The sequence below is a fragment of the Paraburkholderia sp. A1BS-2L genome (assembly GCF_051125205.1).
Classification (GTDB): domain Bacteria; phylum Pseudomonadota; class Gammaproteobacteria; order Burkholderiales; family Burkholderiaceae; genus Paraburkholderia.
Genome location: NZ_CP120429.1, coordinates 193,980 through 207,398, shown reverse-complemented (window position 1 = coordinate 207,398; position 13,419 = coordinate 193,980). Strand labels below are relative to the sequence as shown.

At 64.9% G+C, this 13,419-nt stretch carries 8 protein-coding genes; 5 read left to right on the top strand and 3 right to left on the bottom strand.

Annotation, left to right across the window (positions count from 1 at the left end):
* Positions 1-95: 95 nt before the first annotated feature.
* From tssE to tssA, 5 genes are all read left to right on the top strand, one after another.
* Positions 96-575: a type VI secretion system baseplate subunit TssE gene (tssE, locus tag P5W98_RS15690; protein ID WP_421025382.1), complete on the top strand. Its 480-nt coding sequence runs from the start codon at positions 96-98 to the stop codon at positions 573-575.
* 63 nt (positions 576-638) lie between these two features.
* Positions 639-2,477, top strand: coding sequence for a type VI secretion system baseplate subunit TssF (gene tssF, locus P5W98_RS15685; RefSeq protein WP_421025383.1), 1,839 nt, complete (start codon positions 639-641; stop codon positions 2,475-2,477).
* On the top strand, positions 2,441-3,535 hold the full coding sequence (tssG, locus tag P5W98_RS15680) for a type VI secretion system baseplate subunit TssG (RefSeq protein WP_421025384.1): 1,095 nt from the start codon (positions 2,441-2,443) through the stop codon (positions 3,533-3,535). The genes tssF and tssG overlap by 37 nt, the downstream gene beginning before the upstream one ends.
* 37 nt (positions 3,536-3,572) lie before the next feature.
* Entirely contained in the window at positions 3,573-6,272 is a 2,700-nt protein-coding gene (gene tssH, locus P5W98_RS15675; RefSeq protein WP_421025385.1) for a type VI secretion system ATPase TssH, read from the top strand.
* A gap of 2 nt (positions 6,273-6,274) precedes the next feature.
* Complete coding sequence (gene tssA, locus P5W98_RS15670; protein ID WP_421025386.1) at positions 6,275-7,444, top strand: type VI secretion system protein TssA; 1,170 nt, start codon at positions 6,275-6,277, stop codon at positions 7,442-7,444.
* 81 nt (positions 7,445-7,525) lie between these two features.
* Here the strand turns inward: tssA and P5W98_RS15665 are convergent, their stop codons facing one another.
* From P5W98_RS15665 to tssM, 3 genes are read right to left on the bottom strand one after another with little or no spacing between them, the layout of a single operon-like run.
* A complete protein-coding gene (locus P5W98_RS15665) occupies positions 7,526-8,515 on the bottom strand; it encodes an OmpA family protein (protein WP_421027001.1) in 990 nt (329 codons plus the stop codon).
* 1 nt (position 8,516) lies between these two features.
* A complete protein-coding gene (gene tagF, locus P5W98_RS15660; RefSeq protein WP_421025387.1) occupies positions 8,517-9,527 on the bottom strand; it encodes a type VI secretion system-associated protein TagF in 1,011 nt (336 codons plus the stop codon).
* Positions 9,524-13,417, bottom strand: a complete 3,894-nt coding sequence (gene tssM / locus P5W98_RS15655) for a type VI secretion system membrane subunit TssM (protein WP_421025388.1) — start codon at positions 13,415-13,417, stop codon at positions 9,524-9,526. Before tssM ends, tagF begins: the two co-directional genes overlap by 4 nt.
* Positions 13,418-13,419 lie beyond the last annotated feature (2 nt).

The following is a 13,419-nucleotide window of genomic DNA, read 5'->3' as shown; positions in this document are numbered from 1 at the left end:
ACGTCCGGATTTGATGTCCGAAAGCCCGAACGGCGTGCAGTGCGCGCCGTTCGGGCGTTGCCTTATATGACGCCGGAACGGCGTCACCCGGTTTGATGAAGCGCTTCGAACCTAGTTTCTTCGACAAGTTGTTCGACGACGAACCGCACGTGCCGGCGCCCGCCGCCATGCGGCAATTGTCGCTGGACGAGCTCAAGGCGACCGTCGCGCGCGATCTAGAGTCGATCCTGAACACGCGCATTGCATTTTCGGAGGAAGACCTCGGGCAATTTCCGGAATGCACCCGATCCTTGCTGACTTATGGGCTGAATGATTTTGCCGGGCTCAGTCTGGCGAGCCACTGCGATCGCACCTTTATTTGCGGCTCGATCCGTCGGGCCATCGAGCGGCACGAGCCGCGTTTGCAGAGTGTTAACGTGAGGCTCGAGACGAATTCGCGCTCGACCAGCTCGCTGAATTTCGTTATTCAGGCGATGCTGGTCGTTCACCCGGCCGAAGAGCCAGTCAATTTCGATGCATTGCTGCAGCCCTCCACGCTGCAGTATTCCGTAACGCGCGCACGCGCTAAGACATAAGGCAGCAATGGCCGGCGCTGCGTGATCACGCGGCAGGCATTTTTTGGGGAGCGGGGAGCCGCGATGGAAGAGTTGTTGCCATATTACGAGCGCGAGCTGTCGTTCCTGCGACGCTATTCGTGCGAATTCGCCCAGCGCTACCCGAAGATCGCAGCCCGGCTCGCGATGACGGGCGAGCACTGCGAAGACCCGCACGTCGAACGCATGATCGAGTCGTTCGCGCTGCTGGGCGCGCGCATCAACAAGCGTCTCGACGACGATTACCCCGAATTCACCGAGGCGCTGCTCGAAGTCCTTTATCCGCATTATCTGCGGCCTTTTCCCTCGTGCTCGATCGCACAGCTCGGCACCGCTGCTTCATTCGTCAATCTCACTGCGCCCACGGTGGTCGAGCGCGGCACCGAGCTCAAATCGCGGCCCTTGCGCGGCGTGCAGTGCCGCTTTCGCACCGCTTATGACGTCATGCTCGCGCCGGTGCGCATTGCCGAGGCGCGCTACATGCCCGTGGCGATGGCGCCTGCCTCCATCGTGCTGCCAGGCGACGCCAGCGGTGTCATTTCGATCACGTTCGAGTCGCTCTCGCCGCAACTCGACCTCGTCAGTTTGAACCTGCCGCAATTGCGCACCTATCTACACGGCGAGCAATCGTTCATTGCCGCGCTCGGCGACTGTCTGTTCGTGAATGCGCTGGGGGCATGGGTCGAGCCCGAGCGCAGCGGACGCTGGAGCGCGCTGCGCGAGATGCCGTTCAGCCAGGCGGGCTTTGCCGAACACGACGCGCTCATCGACTTTCCCGCGAGATCGCATCCGGCCTACCGCGTGCTCACCGAGTACTTCGCGTTTCCGGCCAAATTCGATTTCGTCGATTTCGATCTTGCCGCCATGAGCGCCGCCACGGGCCACTGCCAGCGTCTCACGCTGCACATCGTGCTCAAGGACGTGCGTGGCGACTCGCACGAGGCGCGTCTGCTCGACACGCTCGCGGCCCATCATCTGCGGCTCTTCTGCACGCCGGTCGTGAATCTCTTCAAGCAGCCCGGCGAGCCGATTCGCCTGAGCCATCAGGCGATTGCATATCCGGTGATTGCCGAGGGGCGCCGCGCGTTCGCCTACGAGGTTTATTCGATCGATTCCGTGAAGCTCGTGCAGCAGCGCGCCAATGAGGAATCGGTCGTGGAATTCCGGCCATTCTATTCGCTGCGCCACGGCGAGGCCGCGCGCGCGGGCCATTACTGGTTCGCGCGCCGCGACGAATGGGTAGCGCAAAAGAGTCCAGGTTACGAAACCGAAATATCGATCGTCGACATCGACTTCGATCCGTCGGCGGAGCAGACTGACACGCTGAGCCTGGCGCTCACCTGCACCAACCGCGATCTGCCCGGGGGGCTCGCGGTGGGGCTCGAAGGCGGGGACCTGTTTCAAGAGGGCGGCTCGCACACGAGCCCGATCACGCTGCTCGCGCGACCCACGCCATGCGTGCGCTTCGAACGCCGCCAGGCCGCGCACTGGCGTCTGATCTCGCATCTTTCGCTCAGTCACGTGTCGCTCGCGAGCGAGGGTGCCACCACGCTCAAGGAAATGCTCACGCTCTACGACATGCGCCGTTCGGCGGTTTCGTCGCGGCACATCGACGGCATCGTGAACGTAGAGCAGCGCGCTGCCGTGCAATGGCTACCCGGCAAGCCGTTCGCCACCTTCGTGCGCGGCGTGGAAATTCGCGTGACCGTGCAGAAGGAGCATTTCGTCGGCACGAGCCTCGGCACCTTCGCACGCGTGCTCGACGTATTTTTCGGGCTCTATGTGCATATCAACAGCTTTATTCAACTGGTGGTGATTTCGGAACTCACCGGCGAGGAGATCCTGCGATGCAAGCCCCGCAGCGGCGAATCGATCCTGGTGTAATCGAGCGTCTGCTCGACGAGCCGCACCGCTTCGAGTTTTTCCAGGCGGTGCGCCTGCTCGAACGCTGGTTTGCCGACAAGGCGCAAGACCGCCAGCGCGACGTGCTCGGGCAGCGCGTGACGTTTCGCAATACGCTCTCACTCGGCTTTCCGCCCAGCGAGATCGAGCAGGCCATGTCGTACGACGAAGCGGGGCGTCCTCTCGCGGAAAAAGCCGCGCGCACGGCAGCGCTCGAGGAAGGCAAGCTGGAGCAGGTCGCCATCACACCTGCGTTTTTTGGCCTGCTGGGCGCGCACGGTGCGCTGCCGCTCCATTACACGGAGCAGATCGTTGCGCGCGAGCAAGTCAAGCGCGAGCGCGCCGCGCGCGAGTTCTTCGACGTATTTTCCAATCGCGCGACGGCACTCTTTTACGCAGCGTGGAAAAAGTACCGTCTGCCGTTTCATTACGAACTCGACCGCGACGAGCGCTATTTGCCGTTGCTGCTCGCGCTCGCGGGCGTGGCCAACGGAGACTCGCGCGACAGTCTGCGCGACGGCCATGATGGCCCAGGCGCGCTATTCGACGAGGCCATTGCCGGGCACGCGATTGCCGCGCGCCATCGGCCTGTGTCGGCGGCGTATCTGCAGAACACGCTCTCCGATTATTTCAATGCGCCGGTTCGCGTCGAGCAGTTCGTCGGCAAATGGTACGACGTGCCGCCCGAGCAGCTTTCCTCACTCGGCACAAGCAATGTCGTGCTCGGTGCGACCGCGCTCGCTGGCGAGCGCGTCTGGCAGCGCGACATGCGCGCGCGTCTCGTGATCGGGCCGCTGACAAAAAAGGATTACGAAGCATTCTTGCCTGGCGGCGAGCGTGCCATGGCGCTCGAACGCATGCTCATGCTGCTCGGGCGCATGACCCTCGAGTACGAAGTGCAGCTGGTGCTGCGCCGCTCGGACGTGGGCGCGAGCCAGCTAGGCGCGGGCTCGCGGCTGGGCTGGGACGCGTTCCTCTGCACCCACGAAGCCGATCGCGACCGCAGCGATGCACACTACGAATTGCATGTCACCCAATGACGATTGACCGGAATCACGCCTCCTCCGACTTCACGACATGAGCACGCCCCTTAAAACCCTGATTACCAAGCTCAACACGACTAGCCGCCTGGCGGCCGAGCGGGCGGCCAGTTCATGCCTGTCTCGCGGGCATTACGAAGTCGATCTCGAGCATCTGTTTTTGGCGCTGCTCGAAGAGCCTGCGTCCGATCTCGTGCGTGCGTTGCGAGCGTCGCGCATCGATCCGCATGCGGTGCGCGCCGATCTTGAGCGCGAATTGCAGCGCTTCAAGACGGGCAATGCGCGCACACCGGTGTTCTCGCCGCATCTGGTTGCGTTGTTCGAGCAGGCGTGGTTGATTGCTTCGCTCGATACGCAAATCGGCCGCATCCGCTCGGGCCATTTGCTGCTCGCGCTGTTGAGCGCGCCGGATCTCGCGCAATTCGCGCAACGCATGTCCACGCGCCTTGCCGGCGTGCCGGGGGCCGAACTCAAGCATCGCTTCGACGAGTTGACCGAAGGGTCGGTGGAAGGTGTGCCGCGAGATGCCGAACGCAACACGGCGCAAGACGCCGCCGCATCGGGCGATGCCCCGGCGCAGGCGAGTGCCGGCCCCTCGAAGACGCCGGCGCTCGACACCTATACGACCGATCTCACGCAGCGTGCGCGAGACGGCCATGTGGATCCGGTGATCGGCCGCGAAGGCGAGATCCGCCAGACCATCGACATCCTGATGCGCCGCCGCCAGAACAATCCGATCCTCACGGGCGAGCCGGGCGTCGGCAAGACCGCGGTGGTCGAAGGGCTCGCGCTGCGCATCGCCGAGGGTGACGTGCCGGAGCCATTGCGCAAGGTTGCGCTGCGCATGCTCGACATGGGCCTGTTGCAGGCTGGCGCGAGCGTGAAGGGCGAGTTCGAAAACCGCCTGAAAAGCGTGATCGACGAGGTGAAAAGGAGCTCGCAGCCCATCGTGCTGTTCATCGACGAAGCGCACACGATCATCGGCGCGGGCGGCCAGGCGGGCCAGAACGATGCGGCCAACCTGCTGAAGCCCGCGCTCGCGCGCGGCGAATTGCGCACGATCGCGGCCACGACCTGGAGCGAGTACAAGAAGTACTTCGAAAAGGATGCGGCGCTTGCGCGGCGCTTCCAGGTGGTGAAGATCGAAGAGCCCGGCGAGGCGCTCGCGGCGGCGATGCTGCGCGGCATGACGAGTCTCATGGAGCGCCACTTCAACGTGCACATTCTCGACGAGGCCATTACCGAAGCCGTGCGCCTTTCTCATCGCTACATCAGCGCCCGCCAATTGCCCGACAAGGCCGTGAGCGTGCTCGACACCGCGTGCGCGAAGGTCGCGCTCGCGCATAGCTCGACACCCGGCGCGATCGACGACGGCAAGCGCCGCATCGAACGCATCGAGGCCGAGATCGCGGCGCTCGAACGCGAAGCGGCCAACGGTGCCGAGCACGACGAACGCCTCGGCGAATTGCGCGCGCAGCGCGACGAGGCCGCGGCTGCCGTTGCCGAGGATGAGGCGCGCTACGCGAAGGAGCGCGAACTGGTCGCGCGGATCTCGGCGCTGCGCGGCCGCATCGACGCGACACGGGAAGCGGGCGCTCAAGACAATGCAAACGACAGCGTCGCGGACCTCGGCCGCGACGCCGATGCCGCACGCGCGGATCTGCCCGCGCTCGTCGAGCAGTTGCATACGCTGCAGGGCGACGGACCGATGGTGCCGCTCCAGGTGGACGCGCACGTGGTGGCCGAAGTGGTGGCGTCGTGGACCGGCATTCCGCTGGGCCGCATGGTGAAGGACGAAATCAAGACCGTGCTCAACCTGAGCCCGCTGCTCGGCGAGCGCGTGATCGGCCAGGACCACGCGCTCGAGGCGATCGCACAGCGCGTGCGCACGGCGAACGCGAACCTCGAAGACCCCAACAAGCCGCGCGGCGTGTTCATGTTCGTGGGTCCCTCCGGTGTGGGCAAGACCGAAACCGCGCTCGCGCTCGCCGATATCCTCTATGGCGGCGAACGCAAGCTCGTGACCATCAACATGAGCGAGTACCAGGAGGCCCATAGCGTCTCGGGCCTGAAGGGCTCGCCGCCGGGCTATGTGGGTTACGGCGAAGGCGGCGTGCTCACCGAGGCCGTGCGCCGCAATCCGTATTCGGTCGTGCTGCTCGACGAGGTCGAGAAGGCGCACCCCGACGTGCTGGAAATGTTCTTCCAGATCTTCGACAAAGGCACGATGGACGACGCTGAAGGGCGCGCCATAGATTTCCGCAATACGCTCATCATCCTGACTTCGAACGTGGGCTCGACCGCCGTGATGCAGGCATGCCTGAACAAGCCAGCCGAGGAATTGCCGGACGCCGATGCGCTCGCCGAATTGTTGCGGCCGCAACTTTACAAGACGTTCAAGTCCGCGTTCCTCGGGCGCATGAAAGTCGTTCCGTACTATCCAATCTCCGACGACGTTCTCGCCGAGATCATCGAACTCAAGCTCGAACGCATTCGCCGGCGCATCGAGGTCAATCACGGCGCCGCCTTCGAGTGGGACGACTCGCTCGTGGAAGCGGTGCTGGCCCGCTGCACCGAAGTGGACTCGGGAGCGCGCAATGTCGACCACATCCTGAACGGCACGCTGCTGCCCGAGCTGGCGCAGCACGTGCTCGAACGCATTGCGCAGGGTACCGCACTCGCGAGCGTGGCAGTGCGCGCGAATGAGGCCGGCGAATTCGAATACACCGTGAATTGACCATGTCGACCGACTACACCACGCAACTCGCACCAATCTTCGCGCCTATCAACGAAAGCTCGCCGTGCGGCGAGGACCTGCTCTTTTCCGCGGATTTCGACGCGATTTCGCATGCGCGCCGTTTCGACGATCCCTCGCTTGATCAGGGCGAATGGGTCACGGAGATCAAGGAGGCGGACTGGGGCTTCGTCGCGGAACGCTGCACGGCGCTGCTTGCCGCGCAAACCAAGGATCTGCGCGTGGCCGTGTGGCTCACCGAGGCCCTGGCGATCCAGGACGGCATGCCCGGTCTCACCCAGGGCTATGCGGTGCTCACCGGGCTCGTCGAGCGTTTCTGGGATCATCTGCATCCACTGCCCGAAGGCGACGACATCGAGTCGCGCCTCGGCAACGTCGCGTGGCTAGCGGGGCGTTCGGCCGAACTGCTGCGCGCCGTGCCGCTCACGCAGTCGGGCACGCCGTTCAGCGCGCTCGACTGGGAGGTCGCGCAGCATGTCGCGCAGGCCATCAAGCGCGATCCCGACAACGCGGCTGACATTGCGCGCGGCAAACCGTCGGTCGAGCAGATCGACGCCTCGCGGCGCGCTACCGCGCCTGCGTTCTATGATGCGCTGCTCTCGCAATTCAGGGCGTTCCAGACGGCGCTTGCGGCGCTCGACTACGAGCTGGAGAGCCGTGCGGGCGACGCCGCGCCGAGCTTCCGGCAGACGCGCGATGCATTCGAGAGCGTTTACGGTCTGGTGACGCGTTTTGCGCGCGACGTCGGTGTCGATCTCGACGCGGCGGCGAAGCAGGCGGAATCACCGCATCCCGCAGATGCCCAGCAGCATGCCTCACAAGCAGTCCAAAACGATGCGCGCGCCACGCCGGAGCGCACAGAACCGAGCTTCAAGACAGCCTTGCCTCACGAGGAACCCGTGCAGCAGACCGCCCATCGTATTTATGGCCACGCGCATGGCGGCATTCAGAGCCGTGCCGATGCTGTCGCGCAACTGCGCGCAGTGGCCGATTATTTCCGCGCCACGGAGCCGCACAGCCCGGTGGCCTATCTCGCCGACAAGGCCGCCGAATGGGCCGGCATGCCACTGCATCAGTGGTTGGCGACGGTGGTGAAGGACGACGGCACGCTCTCGCATATCCGCGAGATGCTGGGCGTGAAGAACGAAGAGTGATGCGGCGTCTACCGGGGGAAACGCACACCCGGTCGACCGCGTTGAGGCGGCGCGGGCGAAGCCTCGAAGGCTTCAAAGGACTCAAAGCCCCGCGCGGAACTCGATTCGGCGATTGCGCGCGCGCCCTTCGGACGTGTCGTTCGAAGCCACTGGCTGGTCGGGGCCGACGCCATCCGTCGTGAGCTGTTGTGGCGAGATGCCCTTGCCGACGAGGTAGCCCTTTACCGTATCCGCGCGCGCCTGGCTCAGCGCGATATTCGACGCGCGGTTACCCGAATTGTCGGTGTGGCCGATGATCTCGACAGTGCGCGTGTTCATCTTCGCGAGCACGGCCGCCATCTGGTCGAGAATCGCCCGGCCCTGGGGCGCGAGCGTGGCGCTGCCGGTTTCGAATTCGATCGTGCGGTTCGCCAGCGTCTGGTCGAGCAGCCCTTGCTCGGACGCGCTCACGCGCAGGCCGTTGCGAATGGTGTAAGTGGGATTGAGCGCATTGGCCATGTCGCTCGCGATCTGTTGGCGTTGCGCTTCGTTGCCCACTTCGCCGCGCACTTCGATCTGCGTGCCGTCGATCTTCAGTTGTCCTTTGTGCACCCGCTTGAGCTGAGCGTTGATCAGCTTCTGCACGTTCGCCGACCAGTTGGGCGGCGTGGCCACGTCGCCCACTTCGATCTGGTCGACCACATTCGCCGCTCCATAGGTGTCGCGCAGGCGTTGCAGCACGGCGGAATGAGTCGCTTCATCTGGCACCTTGCCGCCCACCACGACCTGGCCCGGCACCGTATTCGCGGGCGCCGGGCTCGCGGCGCCGCGCGCGCCGAAAGCGGAGGGCGGATTTACCGGATTGCCAGGATTGCCAGCACCATCCGCGAGGCCAGTTGCACTGGCGACATCGCCCGAGGATGCCGTGGCGAGCAGCGCCGTGGTGCGGATCTGTGCGCCGCTGGTGTCCACGGGCGTAACGCGCGCGGGGCTGGCCTCATCGGCAACCGCGGGCGCGCTGAATGCGTCGAGCGCGCCGAAGGTTCCAAGCGCCAGCGCGACGGCTGCGGCAAGCGCGCCGCGCTTATGCATCTCAAGCACGGCGGCCATCGGGCGTCTCCCCGATGAACGCCTCGCGGAACGTGTCGATCGAGACGCGCAGCGACAGTTGCGGCTGGTCGAGGTAGCTGACGAGTTTGCTGATGCCATGGTCGTTCTGTGCATGTTCGTCGACCCACTCGGGATCGTCGATATCGATGTTATGGGCGGCGTAGGTTTGCGGATCGACCACGCTGTGCAGGGTTTTCGGGGACGCGCCGTTAAAGCCGACGATAAGCCGTTCGCGCTGCGCGATGGTGCCCATGAAAATGGCCAGTTCGAAATCGGCCCCGGAGACGAACGGCGCGATCAGCTCGAGCCAGAACGCCGCCACGAGGCTGCGATAGAACGGATCGACGGGCAAGGGCAGCGTGAGGCCGCGTTCGAGATGCGCGGTGCCGCTCGTCATCACGGGGCGCAGCAGCGAGCCGAGCGCGAGCATCGCGCCGCGCAGGCGCACCGGATGACCACTCGCGAGCAGCATTTGCTCGAGTCCCGAGAGCGTCTGATGGTCGACGAAATCGGCGAAGGTGCCGTCGTGCGGATTGCCTGCGCCACCCACGTCCACCGGCACGTGCATTTCGCCGAGCGCCTGCAGCGCGCCGGACGGCTCGCTCGTGCCCAGCAGCGGCTGCATCTGCGCGGAGACGCGCGACCACAGGCGCGCGAGCGCGAGCGGGCTGCGCGCGAGAAACGCGAGCGGCTGCTCGACTTCGAGCGCCGTGGCCGCGAGAAACGGAAAGCGCCGCGACGACTGGTCGTGGCTCGCCACCATATGCCCCGCGATCGCGAGCTTGCTCTGCGAGCCGAGGAAGGCGAAGTGCATCGGCTGCGCTTCTTCGTAGACGATCTTCCAGCGCGGATCGTCGGTGAGCATGTCCATGGCTTCGGCAATCCAGCGGTCGAGCGTTTGCAGAAGCTGCGGATTGTGCGGGCTCTTCACGAAGTCGCCGCGCGACGGGATCTTGCCGAAGTAGGCGATCTGCGCCTGAACGGTTTGCGTCATTGCGCCTCTCCCGCGTTATTGTTGGCGCCTGTGGCGTTGGCCGTCGTGACCGCGCCGCCGGACGCGTTGTTGTTCTGCGCGTTGCCGGAGCCGGGCACGCCAGGCGCACCCTGCGCATTGGGGTTGCCGCCCGCCGGGCCTACGTTCGCGATCGAGGACGGCAGCTGCACGCCGCTCAGTCCCTGCGGTTGGGGCGCATTGCCGGCCGAGGCCGTGGGCTGCGAGGTGCTGATGATGCGCATGCTCACCGAAACCGTCACGCTGCCCTGCGTCCACGTGAGGTCGAAGGTGCCGTCCGGCTTGCGGCTGCGCTGCGCCGAATTGATCAACTTCTCGAGGCCGTAGCGGCCCGGCTCGTTCACGAGCTGGATCGTGCGGCCGTCGAAGGTGGTCGCGGAAAGCGTCGCGCCCGGCGTGCCCTGCGGGTTCGGCCACACGAAGTTGGCCCATTGCGGCGGCGTGTTGCGGTAGCGCAGTTGCTGGCCGTCGATCGCAATCGTGTATTCGGTCGTGCCGCTCGAAGGCTGCGGCAGGATCTGGAACACGGTCTGCGGCTCGCTCGAGCCCGCGCTCGTGCTTGCCGCGCCGCCCGCGAGCGGCGCGACCCAGCGCGCGAAGCCGTTGGTGAAGTCGGGCATGAGCGTGAGACCCATGTCGCCCCATGTGCGCGCGGTGAGCGTGTCGCCGCGGCGCACCGCGAGCGGCCCGAGCGTGGTGCTCACGAACTTCGAGATCGCGCCGTCCGGGCCGAAGGTCTGGGCGATTTCGCTGGAGCCCGCCTCGATCTTCGCCGTGCTGGAGAACGGATACTTGCTCGCGAGCGACGCCTGGAAGGGCTGATACACCTGCGCGTTCCAAACCTTGTTCACTTCGGCGCTGGCCGGCTGGATCACCACGGCATACGCCTGCATGAGCGGGCGCACGAGCAGCGGGCGCAGCGCCTTGCGCTGGTCGTCGGTGAGGCCGGTGAGCATCTGTTCGTCGACGAACTTCAGCGAATCGGCGAGTTCCGAGCCGCTGCCGTCGAGCGTCTGCTGCATCAGCTGGCGCGCGCCCGGCCCCGGATCGCCCTGGTTCTTGATGGTGTTAAAGCGTGTGCGCACCTTCGAGAGCGAGTCCATATAGCCCTTGAGCATCGAGCCGTTGTCGTGCGTGACGACAATGCGCCCAAGCCCCGCGAACGCCTGGCCGACCGGCCCCATCGGCATCTGGACTGGATTGCCGTTGATGTCGATGTTGGCCTGGATCGGGCCGCTCGTGGCGCGCGAGAACAGATTCTTGAACCAGCCCGTGACGCCACTTTGCGCTTGCTTCAGCGTGGTGTTGACGAGCGAGGGGTTGTCCCACGAGGTCTGGTCGTACGCGGTTTCGAGGATCTTGCGGATCGGCGAATCCTGCGGGTCGCCGAGGCGGTTCATTGCGTCCACGGCCTGGCCGAAGCTGCCGAAATCCTGCACGGCAATGCCTTGCATGAACTTCTGCCAGTGCTGCGCGTACTCGGTCTTGTACATACCGACCAAGGTTTTCTGGATCTGCTCGGGGCTGCCTTCGAGCGTGAGGTCGTCGCTGGCCGAGGTGTTGAGCACCCAGTCCTTCGCCTGCAGTTCCTTCGTGGCGGCTTCGCGAATCGCGGGCTGCACATACTGGAACCACGCTTCGCGCGTGAAGGTGCCCGGGATCGCGTAGCTGCCCGCCACGAGCGACGAGTTGCCGTCGCCGACGATGCGCGCCACCGTCATTGGCGCGAACCGCGTGGAGGCGCGCGCCTTGACTTCTTCATAGACGCGCTGGCGCGCCGGCATGCCGCGCACCACGTGGCGCAAGTCTTCGCGCGTCTGGTCGACGATCGCGAGATTCGCGTTGATCATCGGCCAGTCGTCGTCGGACACGCGCGAGAGATAGAACGTGATCATGCGCTCCGCGCTCTTGATCATTTCATCGCGGGGCATGTTGCCGCGATTCTGCTCCAGCCATCCGCGCCAGAAGCGCGCGATCTGGTCGGTGAGGTGAGCGGCTTCCACGTGACGCTTGTCGGAGAGCATCAGATAGGTCTTGAGCGCGTTGTACGCGTCTTCGACGCTGGTGGGCGACGCGTCGCTATAGAGGCCGCCCTGGTTCGGGTTCGCCATGGCTGCACGCGCGGAAACCGGCGCCACGCCCGAATCGGGCGCGCGCGTCATGGGCGCGAGCTGGTCGGGATGCGCGTCGACTTCCTTGAGGAAGCCTTCGACATTCTGCGAGACCGGCGCGAGCAGGATCTGGCGAACGCCGCTGTAGTATTCCTGCAGCAAATGCTGCTCGACCCGGTCGCCCTGATACAGACCCAGCGACACCGCGAGCGGCTTGCTGCGGCGGAACTGCTCGAGCTGCTCGATGCGGTCTTCGAGGATGTCCATCGCCTGCAGGCGCGATTGCAGGTCGTTGCGGTTGCGCTGCAGCTTTTCGACGTTGTCGAGATCGGCCTGCACGTTGGCCACCAGTTGCTGGTTGTTGATCGCCGACCACGTCCAGCCGCCGAGCGCCAGCGCGAGCGCGGCCACCACACCGAAGAAAGTGGCGTAGCGCAGGCGCGTCCTGGCGGGACTCATGAATTGGCGGACCGTTTGCTTGTCGGCGAAAATCACCTTGGAAAACAGGTCTTTCAGGAAGAAGCCGTTCTTCGAGAACGCGGCTTGCGGCTTCGGCAGGCTATCGGTCGAGAGCGTGAAGCGATTGGCGATGCGCTGCGCGGCGGCGCTATTGGTCTCGCCTTCCTGCAATGCGCTCGTGAAGTAGAAGCCCCGGAAAATGGGCTTGTACTGGAAGGGATTGTTCTCGAACAGCGTAGCGAGAAACGCGCGCAGCGCGGGTTTGATGGTGGAAAACTCGAGCGGGAAGCTCAATTGACCCGGCGTGAGCGCGTTGCCGCGGCTGATCGACATCTGCGCGATGCTGATTTCCTTGAGGCCGTCATAGAGCTCCTCGAAGCGCTCGTCGAACAGCGTGACGACGTCGCGCTGTTCGTCGGGCTCGTAGGGCAGGGTGGCGCCCCAGACGCGGTCATATTCGTTGCGGTCGCTGCCGCTGAAGAATTCGGTGAAGCCCGTGATGAGGTCGACCTTCGTGAACATCACGTAGACAGGCGCGAACACTTCAAGCTTTTCGGTGAGCTCCTGTACGCGCTGGCGCAGGTTCTTTGCGAGATTGATCGCGAACTCGGGGCGGTTGCCCGTGAGCTCGGCAATGCTGGCCGTCACGATGATGCCGTTGATGGGCGCCTTCGGGCGATAGCGCTTGAGCAGACCGAGAAAGCCGAGCCATTCGCCGCGGTCTTCCTCGTGCACCGAGTAGCGGCCCGCCGTATCGAGCAGAATGCCTTCGGTCGTAAAGAACCAGTCGCAATTACGCGTGCCGCCGATGCCGTGCACGATGGCGTCTTTCTTGTCGGCGAACGGAAATTGCAGGCCCGAATTGAGCACGGCGCTGCTCTTGCCCGCCGCCGGATTGCCGATCACGATGTACCACGGCAGTTCGTAGAGCGCCGAGCCGCCCGAAAGCTGGCCGATCTTCGACGTCTTGATGGTCTTGACCGTGTCAACGAGGCGCGTGCGCAGCACGTCGAGTTCGGCCTCTTTGCCGCTCGCGGCGGCGGTGGCGGCGCTGCTGGGGCTCTCGGCCTGGGCCTGCTGCTCGAGCATGTTGCCGAGATTGTCATTGGCGCGGCGCACGCGGACGCGGCGCACGATCCACACGAGCAGCCACAGGACGAGCACCGCGCCGAGCACGACCCCGACCCACGCGTATGAGATTTGCCCCGACTCGGCGAAAAAGGACAGGATCGCGGCCAGCGCAATGAAGCCGAGAATGGAAATCGTGCGCTTGTCGGTCAGCCCGTTGAGGAAGCGTTGCATAA

Bases quoted from the DNA above. Each gene is read 5' to 3' on its own strand.
- tssE (WP_421025382.1), top strand. From the start codon at position 96: ATGAAGCGCTTCGAACCTAGTTTCTTCGACAAGTTGTTCGACGACGAA.
- tssF (WP_421025383.1), top strand. From the start codon at position 639: ATGGAAGAGTTGTTGCCATATTACGAGCGCGAGCTGTCGTTCCTGCGA.
- tssG (WP_421025384.1), top strand. From the start codon at position 2,441: ATGCAAGCCCCGCAGCGGCGAATCGATCCTGGTGTAATCGAGCGTCTG.
- tssH (WP_421025385.1), top strand. From the start codon at position 3,573: ATGAGCACGCCCCTTAAAACCCTGATTACCAAGCTCAACACGACTAGC.
- tssA (WP_421025386.1), top strand. From the start codon at position 6,275: ATGTCGACCGACTACACCACGCAACTCGCACCAATCTTCGCGCCTATC.
- P5W98_RS15665 (WP_421027001.1), bottom strand. From the start codon at position 8,515: ATGCATAAGCGCGGCGCGCTTGCCGCAGCCGTCGCGCTGGCGCTTGGA.
- tagF (WP_421025387.1), bottom strand. From the start codon at position 9,527: ATGACGCAAACCGTTCAGGCGCAGATCGCCTACTTCGGCAAGATCCCG.
- tssM (WP_421025388.1), bottom strand. From the start codon at position 13,417: ATGCAACGCTTCCTCAACGGGCTGACCGACAAGCGCACGATTTCCATT.